Below are 20523 nucleotides of genomic sequence, written 5' to 3' on the forward strand. Positions count from 1 at the left end.
TCCTCCGACAGAAAGGCAGGCACCGTGGGACAGCCCCCTCATGCCCCGGCGGAGTGGTGGCGCTCCGCCGTCATCTACCAGGTGTACGTCCGCAGCTTCGCGGACGGCGACGGAGACGGCACCGGCGACCTCGCGGGCGTCCGCGCCCGGCTGCCGTATCTCGCCGAACTCGGCGTCGACGCCCTGTGGTTCACCCCCTGGTACCTGTCGCCGATGAAGGACGGCGGCTACGACGTCGCCGACTACCGCGCGATCGACCCGGCCTTCGGCACCCTCGCCGAGGCCGAGAAGCTGATCGCCGAGGCCCGTGAACTGGGCATCCGCACGATCGTCGACATCGTGCCCAACCATGTCTCCGACCAGCACGTCTGGTTCCGCGCCGCCCTCGCCGGCGGCCCCGAACGCGAGCTGTTCCACTTCCGCCCCGGCCGCGACGGGCCCGACGGGCGGGGTGAACTCCCGCCCAACGACTGGCAGTCACAGTTCGGCGGCCCCGCCTGGAGCCGGCTGCCCGGCGGCGACTGGTACCTGCACCTCTTCGCCCCGCAGCAGCCCGACCTGAACTGGTCCCACCCGGCCGTCCGCCAGGAGCACGAGGACGTGCTGCGCTTCTGGCTGGAGCGGGGCGTCGCCGGCGTCCGCGTCGACTCCGCAGCCCTCCTGGCCAAGGACCCCAGGCTGCCCGACTTCGTCGAGGGCCGCGACCCGCACCCCTACGTCGACCGCGACGAACTCCACGACATCTACCGCGCCTGGCGGACCATCGCCGACGCACACGGGGCCGTCTTCGTCGGCGAGGTCTGGCTGCCCGACACCGAGCGCTTCGCCCGCTATCTGCGCTCCGACGAACTGCACACCGCCTTCAACTTCCCCTTCATGACCTGCCCTTGGCAGGCGGAGCGGCTGCGTACGGCCATCGACGAGACGCTCGCCGCACACGCGCCGGTGGGCGCCCCGGCCACCTGGGTGCTGTGCAATCACGACGTGACCCGCACGGTCACCCGCTACGGCCGCGCCGACACCGGCTTCGACTTCGCCGCCAAGGCCTTCGGCACCCCCGCCGACCTCGCCCTCGGCACCCGGCGCGCCCGCGCGGCCGCCCTGCTCTCACTGGCGCTGCCCGGCTCGGTCTACGTCTACCAGGGGGAGGAGCTCGGACTGCCCGAGGTCGAGCTGCCGGTCGACCGCATACAGGATCCGATGTACGTCCGTTCCGGTGGCACCGACCCGGGGCGGGACGGCTGCCGGGTCCCGCTGCCGTGGGCGGCCGACGCGCCGTACGCGGGTTTCGGCTCGCGCGAGGAGCCCTGGCTGCCGCAGCCGGTCGACTGGGGATCGTATGCGGTCGACCGGCAGCGGAACGACCCCGCCTCGATGCTCGTGCTCTACCGCGAGGCGATCCGCCTCCGCCCCGTCTTCGGCGACGCCCCACTCACCTGGCTGCCCGTGCCGGACGGCGTCCTCGCCTTCACTCGCGCGCCGGGCACGACCTGCGTGGTGAATCTCGCCGACCCGCCCGCCGAACTGCCCGCCCACACCGAACTCCTGCTCGGCAGCGGCCCCTTGGACGACGAGGGGCGACTGCCGAAGGACACCGCGGTCTGGCTGCACACCTGAGACCGCGCCCCGATCCCCACAAGCCCCCATCCCTCTAAGCCTCCATCCCCGTAACCCGCACGCACCCCGAACGCCGCATCCCGAAGGGATCAGTACAGATGGACATGCACGCTGGAAGCAGGGCCTTGAAAGGCATGCCGGCCGTGATGGTGATCGCCGTCGCCGCCGGTCTGCTCACCGCCGCGCCCGCCGCCAACGCGGTCGCGGGCGCGACCCTGCCGTTCACCTCCGTCGAGGCCGAGTCGGCCACCACCTCCGGCACGAGGATCGGCCCCGACTACACGCAGGCCACGCTCGCCTCGGAGGCCTCCGGGCGGCAGGCGGTGCGCCTCGCCGCCGGCCAGCGCGTCGAGTTCACGGTCCCGCGCGCGGCCAACGCGCTGAACGTCGCCTACAGCGTCCCCGACGGACAGTCGGGCGCACTGAACGTGTACGTCAACGGGCAGAAGCTGGCCAAGACCCTGCCCGTCACCTCCAAGTACTGCTACATCGAGACCAGTTGGATCCCCGGTGCCAGGGCCCACCACTTCTTCGACGACACCCGGCTGCTGCTCGGGCAGAACGTGCAGGCGGGGGACAAGGTCGCCGTGGAGGCGTCCGGGGTCCAGGTCACCGTCGACGTGGCCGACTTCGAGCAGGTCGCCGCACCCGCCGCCAAGCCCGCCGGGGCGGTGTCCGTCACCGACAAGGGCGCGGATCCCGGCGGCCAGGGCGACTCCACCCAGGCCTTCCGGGACGCCATCGCCGCCGCGCAAGGGGGAGTGGTGTGGATCCCGCCGGGGGACTACAGAATCACCTCCTCCCTCAGCGGCGTCCAGAACGTCACCCTTCAGGGCGCCGGCAGTTGGTACTCCGTCGTGCACGCCTCACGCTTCATCGACCAGTCCGGGTCCGCCGGCTCGGTCCACCTCAAGGACTTCGCGGTCGTCGGCGAGGTCACCGAGCGCGTCGACGCCAACCCGGACAACTTCGTCAACGGCTCGCTCGGCCCCGGCAGTTCGGTCTCCGGGATGTGGCTCCAGCATCTCAAGGTCGGCCTGTGGCTGACGGGCAACAACGACAACCTCGTCGTCGAGAACAACCGCATCCTCGACACCACCGCCGACGGACTCAACCTCAACGGCAACGCCCACGGGGTCCGCGTCCGGGGCAACTTCCTGCGCAATCAGGGCGACGACGCGCTCGCCATGTGGTCGCTCAACGCCCCGGACACCAACAGCAGCTTCGAGAACAACACCATCACCCAACCGAACCTCGCCAACGGCATCGCGATCTACGGCGGCACGGACCTCACCGTCAGGAACAACCTGATCTCCGACACCAACGCCCTCGGCAGCGGCATCGCGATCTCCAACCAGAAGTTCCTCGACCCGTTCTCCCCGCTCGCCGGCACCATCACGGTCGACGGCAACAGCCTGGTGCGCACCGGTGCGCTGAACCCCAACTGGGGCCATCCGACAGGCGCGTTACGCGTCGACTCCTACGACAGCGCCATCAACGCCACCGTCGCCATCACCGGGACGACGATCACCGACAGCCCCTACAGCGCCTTCGAGTTCGTCTCCGGAGGCGGGCGCGGCTATCCCACCGGCAACATCACCGTCAACGGTGCCACGGTACGCAACACCGGCACGGTCGTCGTCCAGGCGGAGGTGCAGGGCTCGGCGCGCTTCAGCAACGTCCAGGCCACCGGCGTCGGCGCGGCCGGCGTCTACAACTGCCCCTACCCGGCAGGCACCTTCACGCTCACCGACGGCGGCGGCAACTCCGGCTGGAACGGCACCTGGTCGGACTGTTCGACCTGGCCCCAGCCCCGCCCGGGCAACCCCGACCCCGACCCGAACCGCAACCTCGCGGCGGGCCGCCCCGCCACGGCCACCGGCTCGCAGGGCGACTACCCGCCCGCCAACGCGGTCGACGGGGACACGGGCAGCTACTGGGAGTCCACCAACAGCGCCTTCCCGCAGTCCTGGACGGTCGACCTCGGCTCGACACAGGCGCTGCGCCGACTCGTGCTCAAGCTGCCGCCGTCCTCGGCGTGGGGTGCGCGCACCCAGACGCTCACCGTGCAGGGCAGCACGGACGGTTCGGCCTACTCGACCGTGGTCGCCGCGCAGGGCTACCGCTTCGACCCGGCGACCGGCAACACCGCCACGGTCGCCCTCCCGTCCACGACCGCCCTGCGCTACCTGAGGCTCACCGTCACCGCCAACACGGGCTGGCCCGCAGGCCAGTTGAGCGAGGTGGAGGCGTATCTGACGTCGTAACCCGTCAGTCCCGGGCCGGAAGCACGGTGTCCTACAGATCCAGGACGAGCTTCTTCCCCTTGCACCGCGACACGCAGATCATCATCGTCTCCCCGGCCTCCCGCTCCTCCTCGGTGAGGACGGAGTCACGGTGTTCGGGGGTGCCCTCGAGCACGTCGGTCTCGCAGGTGCCGCAGGTGCCCTCGGTGCAGGAGAAGAGCACCTCGACGCCGGAGGCGCGCACGGTGTCGAGGACGGAGACGCCGGGGGCGACGGTGAGCGTACGGCCGCTCTGTGCGAGCTCGACCTCGAACTCGCCGTCCTCGCCGACCGGTTGCTCCTTCGCCTGGAACCGTTCGACGTGCAGCGCGCCGGACGGGCAGCGCGCCTCCACCGCGTCGAGCAGCGGGCCGGGACCGCAGCAGTAGACCAGGGTGCCCTCGGGCAGCGCGTCCAGCACCGAACCGAGGTCCAGCAGCCCGGCCTCGTCCTGCGGGGCGACGGTCACCCGGTCGCCGTACCGGGCCAACTCCTCGGTGAACGCCATGGAGTTGCGGGAGCGTCCGCCGTACAGCAGGGTCCACTCGGCGCCCGCCGCCTCGGCCGCCGCCAGCATCGGCAGGACGGGGGTGATGCCGATCCCGCCCGCGATGAAGCGGTACCGCGCGGCCGGGCGCAGGGCGAAGTGGTTGCGCGGGCCGCGCACCCGTACCTTGTCGCCCTCCCCCAACTCCTCGTGCACGTAAGCGGATCCGCCCCGCCCCGCCGGTTCCCGCAACACCGCGATCCGCCAGGCGGAGCGGTCGGCCGGGTCGCCGCACAGCGAGTACTGCCGCTCCAGGTCCGGGCCGAGGACGACGTCGAGGTGGGCGCCCGGCTCCCAGGCCGGGAGCGGCTCGCCCAGCGGGTGGCGCAGGGTGAGGGCGAGCACGCCGTCGGCCGCGAACTCGCGCTTGTCGACGACGAGTTCGGCTTCGTACACATCGCTCATGAAGGGCTTCCTTGCGGCTCGTGACCTTGCGGCTCGTGTCCTTCGGGGTGGCCGAGCATCCACTCCCACATCTCGATCGGGTCCTGCGAGGAGTGCTCGGCCCGGCAGTGGCAGGTGCCGTGCAGCACGTCGGTGCCCGGCAGCCAGTCGATGCGGTAGATCTCGCCGGTGGCGCCGGTGCTCACAGGACCTTCTCCACGGGCTTGTCGCCTTCTTCGACCAGTCGGGCGAGTATACGGCGGGCGGCGAGGCCTCCGGTGTCGATGTTGATGCTGAGCTCCTGGTACCCGGTCCGTTCCGAACCGAGCGTCTTCTGAAGGAGGTTGAGCGCGTCGACGTCCTGCATGACCACCGTGTGGTTGTTGCCGCGCAGGAAGTCGGTGACCTCTTCGTCGTCCACCGCCCAGTCCCGCGACACCATCCAGAAGTCGTACACCTTGCCGTCGGCGGACGGGGTGATGGCGTACGTGATCTCGGTGTGGAAGCCGTTCGGGTCGCTGCCGTCCGCCTCGGGCAGGACGCCCACCGGAGCGATGCGGCTGTGCAGCAGGTACAGGCAGGGCGCGTGGTACTCGATGTCCTGCCAGCGGGTGATGCGGCCCTCGATGCCGGTCGAACGGGCATAGAACGGGGGGCACTCGGCGTCGTCCATGTGCCGGCTGACCCGGACGATGCCCGCGCCCTCGTCGACCTCGGTGGTGATCGGCGTCTCGGCGACCTCGGGGGTGCCGATGTAGCCGCCGTGCAGATACGTCTCGTGCGACAGGTCGAGGAGGTTGTCGACGAGCAGTCCGTAGTCGGCGTCGATGGGCTCCATGCCGCGGACGGTCGTCCAGCCGGGGGAGTCGAGGTGGCGGGCGCGCGGGATGGTCTGCGGGTCGGCCAGCGCCGGATCGCCGATCCACACCCACACCAGGGCGTCCTGCTCGACGACCGGGTAGGCGGTGACCCGGGCGGTGCGCGGGATCCGCTTCTGCCCCGGCACGTACACGCACGCGCCGGTCGTGTCGTACGTGAAGCCGTGGTAGCCGCACACGATGCGGTCGCCGTCGAGCCGGCTCTCGGACAGCGGGAACCGGCGGTGCACACAGCGGTCGTGCAGCGCGACGGGCGTCCCGTCCTCCTCGGTCCGGTAGAAGACGAGCGGCTCGCCGAGGATCGTCCGGCCGAGCAGCTCCTCGCGCCCGACCTCGTGGCTGTAGGCGGCGACGTACCACTGGTTCCTGGCGAAGGCGGTGGTGTGAGGCATGGCGTTCCCGTCCCTGAGAGCGGGGCGCCGTCGCCCCGCGAGCCGTGGTTGGACCCAGGTTCGTGAGGGTTGCGCCAGCTCGGCAAGGGGGCTTCCGTCAGACGGAAGGGCTTCTGTGAAGGTGCAGGTCAGGGGGTGCGTGCCGCCGCGCTGTGGGCCAGGGACACGGTGCGGGAGCGGGCGGGGGCCGCAGGGCTGCCCGCCTCGCTGAGGACGATCAGCGTCTTCCCCACGACCACCAGGACGAGGGTCTCCTGCACGGTGAACGTGCCGGTGACCGTGGTGACCGTGGCGTGCCACGAGGCGTCCCCGACGCCCGCCGACCCGTGCGCCACCACCCGCTCCGTGCCGGTCATGCCGTCGCTCCAGCCGATGGTGAACTCGCCGCACCCCGACAGCACGGCGGCCGCCTGATCGAGATCCTGGCGCGCACCCGTCCCCGGCAGCCAGCGCATGACCTCCTGAAGAAACGGCCCGCTCTGGCTCTGCGCGAACGTGACCCTGCCCTCGACCGCGCCGGGACGGGTGCTGCCGTACGACTCCAGGGCGTTCAGCGTGCCGAGGCACCCGGGGTGGTCGGAGCGGGTGGGGGGATCGTTCTGCAGCACGGTTTTCACGTATCCGGAGGGTAGTTGACGGGTCGTCAGTAGTGCGGTGGACACTGTGTTGGAGGTGGGCGGCTTCGGGGCGGCGGGGGTAGTGGGAGTGGGAGTGGTGGGGGTGCTGGGGGTGTTTGGCCTGGGTGTCGAGCGGTCACCTGAGCCGCCGGTGCCGCCGCCCGTGGACACACCTGGGCCTCTCGTTCCGCCCGGGCTTCCCGAGGGTGACGGGGAGCCGGTCGAGGTCTTCAGGGAAGGGGAAGGGGACGGGGAGGGGGAGCTGGAGGGGGTGGCCGGGTGTGATGTGGTCGGGGTCGGTGGGGCGGTGGATGGTGTCGGGTCCGTCGGTACGACGGTGTCCGCGTGGTCGGTGGTGTCGCCGCACGCGGTGAGGGCCGTGGCCAGCACTGCCAGCACGATCGGCGCGACGACGAACCGGAGTCGCCTTCGGCCGGTGGCGGTCGTCGCGGCGGATGCCTGATGCACGCATGCCTCCTCGTCAGCGGTGGTAGCGGAAGTAGAGGTCGCAGCGGATGGCGGACGCGACCAGCGCGTCGCGGTCCACCGGTCCGTTCGGGTCGCGCAGCAGGACGGCTGATGCGGCCCGCAGCACGGTGTCGTCAAGGCCGCCCAGCAGTTCGGCCGTGTCGCGGCGGCGCTGCGGGTCGGTCCAGATGCCGGTGCCGCCGAGTGCCAGCGCGCGGCACACGAGGGCGGTGTCGGCGCGCAGTCGAGCCGTGCGCTCCTGCTCGGGCGGGAGGACGGGGAGTTCGCCGATGGGTACGGTCTCGTCGTCGCCGGGGTGCGAAGTGGCCGATGGGTCAGGCGAGTTCGAGGTGCTCGGTCGGACGGTGACCGTGGTCGGGGGGTCGGAGAACCGGTCGCCGACGGTGGCCCACCCGGCCCCCGCCGCGACGACGACCCCGGCGGCCACGAGCACCGCCACCGGCCCCTTCGCCCGGCTCCCGGTGCGGCGGCCGGCCGACATCGCGAAAGGGAGCAGCGCGCCGCAGACGCTCACCGCGACGCCCGTCGCCCACCACGGCGTGTCGATCACGCCCCAGCGGATGTCCGAAGTCGCGCGGGCCGCCGTCAGCCGGGCGAAGAGGAACCAACTGCCCAGCGGTACGGCGATCAGGAGCCCGGAGAGGACGACGGCCGCCGCACACGCGGGCGCGGAGCGCGGCCCGGTCACCGTGGCCCGGACCGCCCGGGCGAGGGAGGTGGTCCAGGTGGCGTACAACGCCCCGCCGATCACCAGGGCCAGCGCCAGGCCGAGCACCTGCGGCCGGGGGGTGTGGGTGAGGGAGAGCGCCGTGGCCAGTCCGTCGGCGGTCCCGGTGTCGCGTATCCAGTCGCCGGCCGCGCGGCCGGAGAGCTGGCTTCCGGCGAGGACGCCGAGCCCGAGCGCGGCCCCGGCCAGCGGCGGGTGTCGGCCGGACGCGTCCCGGTGCTCCACCGCGACCGCCCGCCACCAGCCCACGGTCACCACTCCGGCCACCGCCCAGCCGGTCAGCAACCCCGCGACGGCGTAAGCAAGTTGGACTCGCGTGGGCATCAACGCGCCGATCAGCAGGGCGAGATCGGTGAAGAGCAGGCCCGCCGCGAGCCCGGTGGTGAGGCATTCGGCGGCCGGGAGTCCCCAGGACCGGGCGGGGTTCGAGAGGATGGCGAGGCGGGTCTCGGTGGTGGGGTGGCTTGCGAGTCCGGCCGCCCGCAGGATTCGTTGCCAGCGGTTCGGCGGGAGGCCGGAGCCGATGTGGTCGGCGGTGGCACCGCATGGTGCGCGCGGATCCGCCTCCGCGCCGAGATCGGCGTCGTGTTCCCGGATGCGCAGCACCGCGCGCAGGGTGAGCAGCACGATCACCAGGACAAGCGTCATCCGCACCAGCAGGCCGGGGCCGAGAAGGCCGGGGTCCCGTACCAGGGCGGCGGCCACCGGCAGGACGACGGCCGTGAGCAGGAGCCACCAGGCCGCGACGGCGAGCCGGACCCGGCCCACGTCCCGCAGCCGCAGATGGGCCAGTTCGTGCCGGAACTTCGCCTCCACCTGCCGATCGGGCAGGTTGAAGACGTTCGAGTCGGCCACGATCCACGGGTCCCGCACGCTGCCCGACGCCCGGGCCAGCACACCGACGCGCCGCTGCCGCACCCACAACTTGGGCCGGACCACGCCCTGTTCGGACGGATCAGATTGCTCGGACGGCTCGGACGGCTCGGACGCCTCGGACGGCTCGGGCAGGACGGCGGTCAGGCGTTCGGAGAGCGACGAGTGGTCGGGGGTCGCCGCCCACAGCCACAGGCTCAGCCGGCGTCCGGCGGCGCGGCAGACCAGGGCGAGGGCCAGCAGGGCGAGCGGCCCGCACAGCACCACCGCCGCCTGGGCCAGCCGGACGTCGTAGACGCAGCCGGTGAACCGGTCGAGCACCGCGTCCGGCGAGGCCTCGGCGGCGGGCAGGCAGGCGAGTTGGGCGTCCGGCCAGTTGTCCCGGCCCAGGATCAGCCACCACCACGCGGCGAACGAGGCTCCCGCCCCGGCCACAAGGACCAGTAGCACCAGGCGAGTTGTGGTCGGCAGGGGCAGCGGGCTGGACATGAGCGTGCGGGCGGCTTCGCGCCGGGCGTGGTGGTCGGCGGCGGGCGTGGCAGCGCCCGGCGCTCCGGTCACGACGGCGGTGTGTTCGCGGGCGCGTGCAGGTCACCCGGCTCCCCGTGGGAGTCCGGCGCCGCCGCCGGACCGCGCACCGGCTCGGCATCCGACTGCGCGTCCGACTCCGTGTCGGGTTGGACCACGGCTACGACGATGACGTGGGCGCACGCCGCTGCCTGCGCGGGCGACAGGCCGGCGGCCCGGCTCTGCGCCAGGGCCCAGTCCGTGAGCTCCTGCCGTGTCACGTCGGAGAGTTGGGGGACGGCGGAGGTCAGCGCCGTGCGTCGGCCCTCGGTCGCGGCGCGGTGCAGGCGGCGCTGCCGCCACCACCGGGTCAGTCGGCTGCCGCCCGCCCGGATGCGCCCCGAGGCGAGGTCGGCGAGGATCTGCGCGACGACGGCCACGAGCACAGGCAGCAGCACTGCCGTCTGGACGCCGTCGCCCAGCGGGTCCCCGGCCGGCCGGTGCAGGGGCTGCGGAGGGTACGGCCGGGCGGCGTAGACCCGGCAGGTCTCGTCGAGTTTCTCCAGTTCGGCCGGCGAGACGCTGCGGACCAGGTCACGCAGGACGTCCTGCCCCGTGCGATGGTGCATGGATTCCTCCCGTGGGGACGGACCGGTGGTGCACGTACGAGTCCTCGGCCTCGTCCTCGTCAGTCGCGCCCGTGGCGCGTACGCCGGGTCACGGCGAGGGCGACCCCGGTGGCGCACACGAGGGCGGCCGCCCCGGCGACGGCGGCCACCGCCGGGGTTCCGCTGTCCGCGAGTTGGCCGCCTCCGGTGCCCCCGCTCAACGCCGACGGCACCGGCACCGGCACGGCGGACATCGTCGGTACGGCGGACGCGGACGAGCTGCGGCTCGGTGTCGCCGTCCCGCTTGCGGAGTGAGCCGGGGTGGCGCTGGCGGACGCAGATACGGACGCAGATACGGATGCGGACGCAGATGCGGACGCCGACGTCGAGGACGACGCCGAGTTGCTTGCCGTCGGTGGCGTGGTGACCGTGTAGGACGCCTTGCCGTCCATCAGGGCCACCGGGTCGATCAGCGGGCTGGGCTCGACGAGGCCTTGGGTGACGAACTGGACGGTGGTCGCCGTCGGCACCGTGGCGGCGAGCGAGATGCGCAGGCCGATCCGGGCGGTCCCGCCCGCCGGGAGCGAGCCCACGGACGGGGCACCGGCGTCCGTACTGAGGAAACCGGAGAGCGCGGTGTCGCCCGGCGTCAACTCCACCGCCCGCCACACGGACGCCCCCACGTCGAACCATTCCACGGTGACCTGTCGGGACGTCAGCAGTGCGGCGGGCGGGGCGAGTCGGATGCCCACGGCGACGATGAAACTGTCCGTGACGGCGGTGTCCAGGGTGTTGTGGAACAGTGCGTCGACGGCGAGCGCGCTGCCGCCCGGTGCCAACTGACCGGAGTCCGGCGTCAGTTCGACGTACGGCGCGATGGGGTCCGCGGCCTGCGCCGGTGCCGCGGAGATGCCGAGTGAGAAAGCGACCGAGATGAGAAGCGCAGCACAGCTCAACAGGGTGGCGAAAAACGCTCTACGGCGCACGGCAACCAGCTCCCCCCGACACGCGCCCCCGGCGCGCTCCCTGGCGTGGTGACGGAGAGTTTAAAGGATAAAACACCTAAAGTGATAGCCTCATTACATTCGGTCAATAAGGAACATGAGTGAAAGAATTCGCTTCCTGGGGCGTCGGCACTGACTTCTGATGCGTCAGCAGGGTTTACGCCATACCCCCAGCTCCAGCTTCTTCTGCATCGACGACAGCTTCAGCCGACGGGACTCGGCGCAGAAGCTGCTTGTCGGTTCGGCGTACTCCACGTGGAAGACCGCCTTGCCCGCCGAGATGAACGGGCTGAGCTTTGCGCACTCGCCGAACTGCGCGCACTCCTCGTTCACCGCGAAGTCGAAGTCGGCCAGGAGTTGGGGGATTTGGGGCAGGTCGTTCTTGAGGCCCACCGACATACCGCGCTCGTGCGCGAGCTGCGCGATCATGCGGTTGTAGCGGAGCTGGTCGGCAGCGGTGAGCGGGAAGCCGGTGCTGTTGCTGTAGCCCTCCACCAGGTCGGGTTCCACCGCGTCGAAGCCCTTGTCACGGCACATGTCGAAACGCCGTGCCATGATCGGCCGCAGCACGGAGACCTTCCGGATGTCCAGCCAGCGTTCGCCCGCCCAGCCGTTCGACTTGCCCAGTACCGAGCGCGGGAAGGCGTTCTTGTCGGGCCTGAAGTCCTCCCACGCGCCCACGTTGATGTAACAGATCACCCTGCGGCTGTCCCGCTTCAGCCCGGCCACGTCCGCCGCCGTGTTCTCGAAGCCGTCGATGTCGTAGACGGGCACGTCCACCGACGGGTCGACCCTGGTGTCGAGCTGCCACTGCCAGGCCACCCCGGGGCGGGGCTGCCAGAGCGAGGAAGTGGGAGAGGGGGAAGAAGTGTTGTCGTCCTCGTCGTCCGTGCCGCCCGTTCCGGAACAGCCCGCCAACGCCAGCACGGTCACCAACAGGATCGCCCGCACCGAGTGCCGTACGGATCGTCGTACCGAGTGCCTTACCGAGTGCCGTACCGGGTGTCGTACGGACTGCCGTGCCAAGTGCCTCATGCCGTCTCTCTGGTCAGGGCCGGTGTCAACGCGGCCCAGGGGTTGGGGAGTTCGCCCGTCACCGGGCCGCAGACCGCCGCGCCCCGCTCGCGAGCGGGGCGCACTGCGAGCGGGACGAGCGCCTCGGGGACACCGTAGACGAGGTGGCACAGCCGCTCGGGCGGGTGGCGCGTCGCCCACGCCGGTCTGCTGAACGCCGACACGTACGTCGACCAGTGGCCCTCGAAGGTGACCGTCAGGTCGGCGAGGCGGGCGTAGCCGGGCGCGGGGTGGACGCCGGGGTTGAGGACGACCGGGCCGACGCCGAGCCTGCGCACCGCGCGGACCAGGCGGCGACAGGCGGGCAGCGCGTCCGGGGTCGCCGTCACCCGGTCGAGGAAACAGCCGTCGGCCGCGTACCACTCCTGGTGCCGGCGGACGTCGGCGGCGATGTCGGCGCGGTCACACACCCCGTAGTCGGTGTCGACGTAGCCGAGAAGGCGCGCGCCCGCCGCCCGCAACGCGCCGGCCGCCGCGGCGAACGCGGGGTCGGGGCCGTGCAACTCGGGTGTCTTCCCGGTGAGTTCGATGTGGTGCCGGGCCCCGACGGACGTGCGGGCGGATGACGCGGACGAGCGGTGGGGTAGTAACGGAGAGGGCGTCGGTCAGACGTGCGGGGCCGGGCGGCCGAGTCGCCACAGCGCGCACGCCGCCAGACACAGCGCGACAGCGCCGCAGCACAGAGTCAGCGCCGGGGCCGGGCCGGGTGTATCCGCATCAGCGCACGGTAACGAGGGCGTGACGCAACGGATCGACGTACCGGACGAAGCCGCGCGACCACCCGCTTCCCGCCGGCCGATTTGGCGCAATACCGGACGTTCGGCTACCCGTCCCGCCCCATTGTCCGGCTCCCTCTCCGCCCTCACCGTCCGGCTCGGCCGCCCACCCCGCTAACTGGCTTCGCCGTCCGGTCCCGATGCCTGGTTCGGCCGCCCGATCCCGCGGCCGGGCTCCGCTTTCCGGCCCCGCCGCCCGGCCCCCGCCGTCCGGCCCCACCGCCTGGCCCCCGCCCTTCGGCCCCGCCGCTCAGCACCACAGCCCGGGGCCATCACCCGGCCCGTCCCCGACTGCCCCGACCGATAACGGCCGTTGGGGGCGCTTGGGGGTCTCTTGGTTTGTCGCACATTCCCCGTACCTTCGACTTTCACGTGGGTGTCATCCGGGACTTCCCGCGTGTTCGGTGGTCTTGGAACACACTCCTTGCGCGCGCAATCCGTCACGAAAACGGCCGGACGAATCCTTCCGTACGAGAGGTGCCTCACCCATGCCCGAAGTCAACCGGCGCCGCTTCCTCCAACTCGCGGGTGCCACCACGGCGTTCACCGCGCTCTCCGGCTCCATCGAGCGCGCCGCCGCGCTGCCCGCGAACCACCGCACGGGGTCGATCGAGGACGTCGAGCACATCGTCGTCCTGATGCAGGAGAACCGCTCCTTCGACCACTACTTCGGCAAACTGAGAGGCGTCCGCGGCTTCGGCGACCCGCGCCCGGTGACCCGGCCCGACGGAAAGTCCGTCTGGCACCAGGCGGACGCCGCCGGCAAGGACGTCCTGCCGTTCCACCCCGACGCCGACGACCTGGGACTCGCCTTCATCCAGGACCTCCCGCACGGCTGGAACGACGGCCATGCCGCCTTCAACGGGGGCAAGTACGACCAGTGGGTCCCCGCGAAGAGCGCCACCACGATGGCGTACCTCACGCGTGAGGACATCCCCTTCCACTACGCGCTCGCCGACGCCTTCACCATCTGCGACGCCTACCACTGCTCCTTCATCGGCTCCACCGACCCCAACCGCTACTACCTGTGGACCGGTTACACCGGCAACGACGGGAAGGGCGGCGGCCCGGTCCTCGGCAACGACGAGGCCGGATACAACTGGACGACGTACCCCGAACGGCTGGAGCGGGCCGGGGTCTCCTGGAAGATCTACCAGGACGTCGGCGACGGCCTGGACGCGGCCGGCGGCTGGGGCTGGATCCAGGACGCCTACCGCGGCAACTACGGCGACAACTCGCTCCTCTACTTCAAGCAGTACCAGAACGCGAAGCCCGGCGACCCGCTGTACGACAAGGCCCGCACCGGCACCGACGCCCGCACGGGCGAGGGCTACTTCGAGCAGTTGAAGCAGGACGTCAAGGGCGGCAAGCTGCCGCAGATCTCCTGGATCGTCGCCCCCGAGGCCTTCACCGAACACCCCAACTGGCCTGCCAACTACGGCGCTTGGTACGTCTCCCAGGTACTCGACGCACTCACCGCCGATCCCGAGGTGTGGGCGAAGACGGCCCTGTTCGTCACCTATGACGAGAACGACGGCATGTCAGGTCGCAAGGCGCTGACCTGCGAACTCGCCGCATAGGGGCTTGCGTTGGTCGTAGTACGGTCGCACCTCCTGTCACACCGCTAGCCGCAGGGCATCCACACTGCCGCCCAAGGAACGATCAAGGGCGGCCACTCCGCGACTCCCGTCACCCTCCATCAGATGGGCGTACGTCTCGGCGGTCACCATCAGCGTGTCCCCGATGAACTCGGCGGCCGTCACCAACGACTCACCGGCGCTCAGCAGAGCAGACACGTAATGGTGGCGCAAGGCGTGCATGCCGTCGTCCGGTGCGGCAGCGTACCGGCGCCCGACCGGCGCAGGAATCACATCGGCCTGGGCCAGTGCGGGCTTCCACACCAGCCGGTTGAACACGGACGCATCCAGCGGCATCCCGTAGGGCGTGGTGAAGAACAGACGCACGGTCACCGGCTCGCCGTCCAGCGAACCCCACGGGAGGGTGACCGCGACCGGCGGCCAGATCTCCATGTGGGCCTTGAGCCCGCGCAGCAGAGCGGCCGGGGCGGGGAACTCGCGTGTCTCCTTGGTCTTCGGCAGAGCGAAGATCAGCCGGTTCGCGCCTCCGCCCCGGACTTCCTTGATCTGCCGCATCACCTTGATCCGGCCTGCATCCCACAACACGTCATCGGGGGAGAAGCCGAAGATCTTGCCCTGTCGCTGGCCCGAGGTTGCGCCGACGACGCCCGTGCACGCGTAGCGGGGAGTGAGATGGTCGAGGGCAGCCACTACGGTGCCCACCCGGTCCGCCGTCCAAGGGACGATCTTCTTCTTCTCGCGCTTCGGCTTGGTGACCTGACGCGACTTCATGGGATTCCGCTTGATCAGGCCGTCGTCGACCGCCGCCGCGAACACGGCCGTGACGGTCTGCATGATGTCCCGCTTGTAGTTCGGCGACGCCTCGATCCCGGATGCCCATTTGCCCACGGTGCTGGGGCGGCTCGCGAGGGCGGCGAGGGTCTTGCGGTCGATCACGGGATAGGCATGCACCCGCAGATGACGGCGGTAGACCTCCACGCTGTCCGCTCCGCGGCCCTTCAGCCACTCATCCGCGAAGACCTCGAAGGAGACGTTCCCCGCATCGAGTGAGACGTAGATCCCCTCGTTCATCTCGTGCTCAACAGCCGACTTGCGGCGCTCCGTCTCGGTCTTGGTCGCGAAGCGCTCCTTCTCCTCCTTGCCGGCGGCACCGTGCGGGTAGTAGCGGACCTGCCACTGATCCCCCTTGTCATGCAGCTTGGCGGGGTAGAGGGGGGGACCTGTCCCCGAGTGGTGGACACCTCTGATCCCGACCCCGCCAGGGGTCGGGTAGGAGGCATCTTTTATGGTGATGAAGGTCTACTCGCCCGAGTTCAAGGCGGACGCCGTCGCGCTGTACCTGTCGGACCCGAGCCACACCTTCGAGGGCATCGGCAAGGATCTGGGGATCAGCCGGGAGACGCTGCGTAACTGGGTGCGGGCCGAACGGGCCCGCCGCGGCGGGGGCAGCACGACGAGCACGGAGAAGAACACGGTGGATTCCCCGCCGACGGCCGAGGAGCTCCAGGCCGAGAACGAGGCCCTGCGCCGGGAGCTGGCAGCAGCGCGCAGGGAGATGCAGAGGCTCGCCACCGAGCGGGACATTCTCCGCAAGGCCACGAAGTTTTTCGCACAAGAGATGACCTGGTGACCAACCGCTTCCAGTTCGTCGAGGACCACCACCGCGCCTGGGGCGTGAAGCGGTTGTGTCAGGTGCTGGAGGTGGCCCGCTCCAGCTTCTACAAGTGGCGGGCCGGCCGCGAGGCCCGCGCCGCACGTGAGCGGGCCGACGCGGCACTGGCTGAGCGGATCAAAGCTGTGCACGCCGAGTGGGACGGCACCTACGGCCGCCCCCGGATCACCGCCGAGCTGCGCGACGACGGCGAGCGCGTGAACCACAAGCGCGTCGGACGGGTCATGCGCAAGTTCGGCATCGCCGGGCTGCGGCTGCGCAAGCGCCAGGTCACCACCGTGCCCGAACCGTCCGCCACCCCGGTGCCGGACCTGCTGGGGCGCGACTTCACCGCGAGCGCGCCGAACACGAAGTATGTCGGCGACATCACCTACCTGCCGGTGGGCGACGGCGAGTTCCTGTATCTGGCGACGGTGATCGACTGCTTCTCGCGCCGGCTGGTGGGCTGGTCGATCGCCGACCACATGCGCACCTCGCTGGTCACCGACGCACTCAGGGCAGCCGCCCGGGTCCGCGGCAGCCTGGTCGGCGCCGTCTTCCACAGCGATCACGGCGCCCAGTACACCTCACGCGAATTCGCAGAACTGTGCGCCCAGTTGGGCGTCAGACAGTCCATGGGTGCGGTCGGCACGAGCGCGGACAACGCACTCGCCGAGTCGTTCAACGCGGCCCTCAAACGCGAGACGCTCCGTGGCGCCCGCCGCTTCGACGGCGCCCGCGCCTGCCGCCTGGCCGTCTTCCGCTGGACCACCCGCTACAACACCCGCCGCAGGCACTCCCGCCTCGGACAGCAGGCACCGATCGCCTACGAACAGCAGTCAGCTACCCTGACACTTGCCGCATAACGATACGAACGGGTGTCCACTCCTCGGGGACAGGTCCCAGCTGGTCGCCGGTCTGGCGGGACTGCCAGTCGCGGCTCCCTCGGAAAAGGCGTTGCGTGATCTGCGGCGCCGTCTGGGACCGGTTCCGCTGAGGTCGCTGTTCGAGGTGGTGGCCGGGCCTCTGGCACAGCCGCGTACGCCCGGAGCACGCTACCGGCACTGGCGCACTGTGGCCTTCGACGGCTGCAGCTCGATCAAGGTGCCCGACGCGGAACGCAACCGCGGCTGGTTCGGCCGGGCCAGGGTCCACCTGGGCTGGGCGGGCTATCCCACGCTGCGGCTGATGGCGCTGGTGGAGACGGGCAGCCGCGGCCTGCTCGGAGCGGCGTTCGGCCCCACGTTCCACGGGGAGGCCCATTACGCGCGGCAGTTGATGCACCTGCTCGGCCCGCAGACGCTGGTGTTGGCCGACCGCGGCTTCGACAACGGCAAGCTGCTGGCCCAGTTCGCCGACACCGGCGCCCAGTTCCTGGTCCGCCTCACCTCCAAGCGCCGTCTTCCCACCACCCAGCGATTGCCCGACGGCTCCTACCTGTCCCGGATCCGCTCGGTGCAGGTGCGGATCATCGAGGCCGACATCATCGCGACCTGCTCCGACGGCACCCGCCTGCATGACGGATACCGGCTGGTGACCACCCTGCTGGACCCCGACCAAGACCCCTGCGACGCCCTTGTCCGCCTCTATCACGAGCGCTGGGAGATCGAATCCGCCTACTACGCGCTGCGGCACACGCTGATGCAAGGTAGGGTGCTGCGCTCCACCGACCCGAGCGGTGTCGAACAGGAACTGTGGGCCCAGCTCACCCTCTACCAACTCCTGCGCACCGCCATGGTCGACGCCGTCGAGTCCGTGCCCGGCACCGACCTCGACCGGGCCAGCTTCACCGTCGCCCTGGAAGCAGCTCGTGACCAGGTCGTGGCCGCCCACGGAGTCCTTGACGAAGACGCCGGACTCGTCGGCCGGATCGGCCAGGCCGTCCTGGACAATCTCCTGCCCACCCGCCGCCCGCGAATCAGCTCCCGCAAGCTCAAATCTCCCATTCCTCGCTACGCCAGAACCGACGACGGACGCCCTTCGAACAGTACGAACATCATCTCCATCACCATCAGCGTCCACGCCGCCCAACCGACCACGCCCGCTTTCGTCTCCCGCCGGCACCCCTCCTCACCCCCTGCGCCGCACACGCGCGCTTCCCAGCTGCCGGCCCTCATCGACCGCACCATGGAGTTCCTGCACTCCCACCCAGGGCGCTGCTGGAACGCCACCGAACTCGCGCACATCCTGGCCGTGGGGAATATCAACAGCTTCCGTGTCCTGCTGTCCCGCTGGGCCAGCCAGGGACACATCGCCAAGGTCGGCAGAGGCATCTACACCCTGATCGAGGACCTGGCCGCCGTGTCTCCGCCGCCGGTACCTCCCTGTGTCGACCCGGCCCTTTCCCGGTTCGAAGGCACTCTTGCTGTCCTGCAATCCGCACCGGAACACTCCTGGACCGCCGGGGAGATCGCGCCAGCACTCGGCATTGCCAACCCCAACGTCTTCGCCACCCAACTCAGCCGTTGGGCACGGAACGGGCGGATCACCAGAACCCGCAGAGGGGCCTACAGCCTCCTGCCCGACGCACCAAAACCATTGACAGAAAGCGGGTTGACCTGCAGAGGAAAGCCTTAACTCCGTGGCATTGGCACAGGAGCCGCGTTGGTTCCGTATCCTGCCGCACTCGACCTGCCCCACGCCCTGGTCGAGTGGGTCACGATGCTCATCGTCACCCGTGAGGGTGACCGGCGGTGCAAACTCCCGCCGCACCGCCGTGCGCTGGTCGCACTCGTGTACCTGCGGCGCCACGACACCCTCGCCCGTATCGCCGCGGGCTTCGGGATATCCGTCGGCACCGCCCACGCCTACGTCACCGCGGTCACCGGTCTGCTCGCCGCGCAGGCACCAGGCCTGCTGAAGACGCTGCGCGCGCACGACCCGGACTTCGTCCTCCTGGACGGCACGCTCGCTGAGTGCGACCGCGTCGGCGACGGCAGGGGCGACTACTCCTCGAAACACAGGCGGCACGGGGTGAACGTGCAGGTCGTCACGGACCCGGCCGGCGAGATTCTGTGGCTGTCGCCGGCACTGCCGGGCCGGACCCACGATCTGACGGCCGCCCGCACCCACAAGATCCTCCGGATCTGCGCGCGCCAAGGCATCCCGATCCTTGCCGACATGGCCTACATCGGTGCGGGCGACTGGGTCACCACCGCCAAGCGTCGCCCACCCAACGGTGAACTCACCCTCACCGAGCGCACCGAGAACCGGGCCCTGTCCGCGGCCCGGGCACCCGTCGAACGAGGCATGGCACGGCTGAAGTCCTGGCAGATCTTCCGCAGATCCCGCATCAGCCCCAACCGCATGAGCGTCATCGCCAAAGCCGTCCTCACCCTGGAGAGGCAACGCTGAAAACGCTCACTGACCGCAACGACACCCCTTGGACTCATCCATCTAGTCACTTGCGCTAGCCTCCGGGAGCGGGCAAGACGATGCTCGCTGAGCAGCTGCCGGCCATCCCGCCGCCGCTCAGCCGGGTCGAGTCCCTGGAGGGCACGGCCGTCCACTCGATCGCGGCCGGGAGGTGAGCAGTGCCGAGGCGATCTCCGGTTGTCGTGGTCCACTCCATGGACTGCGGCCTGGTCCGGGCGATGACGCCAGTCCCGAAGCCGAGGGCGATCACCGGCATCGCCGATGCCATCCGGGTCCAGTAGTCCGTCTCGGTCGCGATCAAGGAGGACCGGACCAGCGGGCTCGCTGCAGCACTGGGTGAGCGCGAACGCGGAGGAGCGTGACCGCACCCTATTCCGCCGGTGCCGAGTACCGCTCCCATGGCCCCCAGCCTTGGCGGTGTGGTGCTCCGCCTACACGTGCCAGCGTACTGGCCGCAAGAGCCTGCCTGGCGCAGGATGGCGACGATCCGGTCGACTTGCGCCTGTGTCAGAGGAGGCGCGCCCTCGGCCTTGGCGGCTCCCGCCTTCCGGAGGCCCTCGAGTACGGCCGGAGAGGCCGGGTGGCGCGGCCATCGTTTCGCGAGGCGCTCTGATGGTCGGCGTGCAATGCGCTCACGGTCGTGTGTGCCGAGTGTCGAACTGACGGTGGTACATCGTTGCTGTTCTCGGCTGTGTCGCCTGCTGCAGTTGATGAACCCGACAGTTGCCTCCTTCCGACCAGGTCCATCTGCCGCAGGTGCATCGGCGCCTCACGCTGCCACCGGCGGTACGTGCGCGGATGCTGCTGTTCCTGGGCGCGGCCCAGGCCATTGTGGGAGAGCACCCGGTGGACCGTGGTCCGCGACGGCGCCGGCTCCAGCCTGCGGCCGGACACCTCGTGGGAGATCCGGTGGGCACTCCACCGGGGATGTCGGCGGCGCAGCTCGCAGATCTCGGCCTCAGCCTCGGCGGACAGGCGCGTGGGACTGTTCCGTGGCTGGCGGGAGCGATCCAGCAGACTGGGCATGCCTTCCTGTTCGAACCGCCGCCGCCAGCTGTGCAGGGTCTGGCGTGAGGTGCCGTACCGGGCCGCGACCTTCACCGATCGGAGACCCGCCGAGC

At 70.6% G+C, this 20523-nt stretch carries 16 protein-coding genes and 2 pseudogenes; 7 read left to right on the forward strand and 11 right to left on the reverse strand.

The window, feature by feature from the left end; all coding sequences use genetic code 11:
- Positions 1-24 precede the first annotated feature (24 nt).
- Both BMZ82_RS05785 and BMZ82_RS05790 read left to right on the forward strand, forming a co-directional pair.
- Positions 25-1617: a glycoside hydrolase family 13 protein gene (locus tag BMZ82_RS05785; protein ID WP_093772320.1), complete on the forward strand. Its 1593-nt coding sequence runs from the start codon at positions 25-27 to the stop codon at positions 1615-1617.
- A 134-nt stretch (positions 1618-1751) separates the two neighbouring features.
- The gene (locus BMZ82_RS05790; protein ID WP_371271156.1) at positions 1752-3884 is read left to right on the forward strand and encodes a discoidin domain-containing protein; all 2133 of its coding nucleotides are present in this window, start codon (positions 1752-1754) and stop codon (positions 3882-3884) included.
- 31 nt (positions 3885-3915) lie between these two features.
- Here the strand turns inward: BMZ82_RS05790 and BMZ82_RS05795 are convergent, their stop codons facing one another.
- The 9 genes from BMZ82_RS05795 to BMZ82_RS05840 all read right to left on the reverse strand — a co-directional run bounded on the left by BMZ82_RS05795 (position 3916) and on the right by BMZ82_RS05840 (position 12505).
- Positions 3916-4854, reverse strand: coding sequence for a PDR/VanB family oxidoreductase (locus BMZ82_RS05795; RefSeq protein ID WP_093772322.1), 939 nt, complete (start codon positions 4852-4854; stop codon positions 3916-3918).
- Positions 4851-5039: a hypothetical protein gene (locus BMZ82_RS05800; RefSeq protein WP_093772324.1), complete on the reverse strand. Its 189-nt coding sequence runs from the start codon at positions 5037-5039 to the stop codon at positions 4851-4853. Before BMZ82_RS05800 ends, BMZ82_RS05795 begins: the two co-directional genes overlap by 4 nt.
- A complete protein-coding gene (locus tag BMZ82_RS05805) occupies positions 5036-6103 on the reverse strand; it encodes an aromatic ring-hydroxylating dioxygenase subunit alpha (protein ID WP_093772326.1) in 1068 nt (355 codons plus the stop codon). The genes BMZ82_RS05800 and BMZ82_RS05805 overlap by 4 nt, the downstream gene beginning before the upstream one ends.
- A 128-nt stretch (positions 6104-6231) precedes the next feature.
- Positions 6232-6720, reverse strand: coding sequence for a hypothetical protein (locus tag BMZ82_RS05810; RefSeq protein WP_143098828.1), 489 nt, complete (start codon positions 6718-6720; stop codon positions 6232-6234).
- Between the two features lie 481 nt (positions 6721-7201).
- Positions 7202-9370, reverse strand: a complete 2169-nt coding sequence (locus BMZ82_RS05820) for a M48 family metalloprotease (RefSeq protein WP_093772332.1) — start codon at positions 9368-9370, stop codon at positions 7202-7204.
- Positions 9367-9945 (reverse strand): hypothetical protein, encoded by a 579-nt coding sequence (locus BMZ82_RS05825; RefSeq protein ID WP_093772334.1) that lies wholly within the window; start codon positions 9943-9945, stop codon positions 9367-9369. Before BMZ82_RS05825 ends, BMZ82_RS05820 begins: the two co-directional genes overlap by 4 nt.
- A 59-nt stretch (positions 9946-10004) precedes the next feature.
- Positions 10005-10910: a hypothetical protein gene (locus BMZ82_RS40570; protein WP_177244400.1), complete on the reverse strand. Its 906-nt coding sequence runs from the start codon at positions 10908-10910 to the stop codon at positions 10005-10007.
- Between the two features lie 165 nt (positions 10911-11075).
- Positions 11076-11963, reverse strand: coding sequence for an endo alpha-1,4 polygalactosaminidase (locus BMZ82_RS05835; RefSeq protein WP_093772338.1), 888 nt, complete (start codon positions 11961-11963; stop codon positions 11076-11078).
- On the reverse strand, positions 11960-12505 hold the full coding sequence (locus tag BMZ82_RS05840; protein WP_256251777.1) for a spherulation-specific family 4 protein: 546 nt from the start codon (positions 12503-12505) through the stop codon (positions 11960-11962). Before BMZ82_RS05840 ends, BMZ82_RS05835 begins: the two co-directional genes overlap by 4 nt.
- Positions 12506-13266: 761 nt before the next feature.
- On the opposite strand from BMZ82_RS05840, the pseudogene BMZ82_RS05850 reads away from it, so the two are divergent.
- A pseudogene (locus BMZ82_RS05850) lies at positions 13267-14316 on the forward strand (alkaline phosphatase family protein); the annotation flags it as partial.
- A 78-nt stretch (positions 14317-14394) separates the two neighbouring features.
- Here BMZ82_RS05850 and xerC read toward each other — a convergent pair.
- Complete coding sequence (gene xerC / locus BMZ82_RS05855; RefSeq protein ID WP_143098830.1) at positions 14395-15354, reverse strand: site-specific integrase; 960 nt, start codon at positions 15352-15354, stop codon at positions 14395-14397.
- 307 nt (positions 15355-15661) lie between these two features.
- Here xerC and BMZ82_RS05860 point away from each other — a divergent pair.
- The 4 genes and pseudogenes from BMZ82_RS05860 to BMZ82_RS05875 form a co-directional block, all read left to right on the forward strand.
- A protein-coding gene (locus BMZ82_RS05860; RefSeq protein WP_371271154.1) for an IS3 family transposase occupies positions 15662-16893 on the forward strand; the annotation gives its coding sequence in 2 pieces (ribosomal slippage) (positions 15662-15985 and positions 15988-16893; 1230 coding nt in all).
- Positions 16883-18604, forward strand: coding sequence for an IS4 family transposase (locus BMZ82_RS05865; protein ID WP_107487641.1), 1722 nt, complete (start codon positions 16883-16885; stop codon positions 18602-18604). Before BMZ82_RS05860 ends, BMZ82_RS05865 begins: the two co-directional genes overlap by 11 nt.
- Positions 18605-18631: 27 nt before the next feature.
- Positions 18632-19381: a transposase family protein gene (locus tag BMZ82_RS05870; protein ID WP_093772347.1), complete on the forward strand. Its 750-nt coding sequence runs from the start codon at positions 18632-18634 to the stop codon at positions 19379-19381.
- A gap of 59 nt (positions 19382-19440) precedes the next feature.
- A pseudogene (locus BMZ82_RS05875) lies at positions 19441-19545 on the forward strand (ATP-binding protein); the annotation flags it as partial.
- A gap of 364 nt (positions 19546-19909) precedes the next feature.
- Here BMZ82_RS05875 and BMZ82_RS41170 read toward each other — a convergent pair.
- Positions 19910-20503: a helix-turn-helix domain-containing protein gene (locus tag BMZ82_RS41170; RefSeq protein ID WP_218159015.1), complete on the reverse strand. Its 594-nt coding sequence runs from the start codon at positions 20501-20503 to the stop codon at positions 19910-19912.
- Positions 20504-20523: the final 20 nt, after the last annotated feature.

The organism is Streptomyces sp. yr375, assembly GCF_900110755.1.
GTDB lineage: Bacteria > Actinomycetota > Actinomycetes > Streptomycetales > Streptomycetaceae > Streptomyces.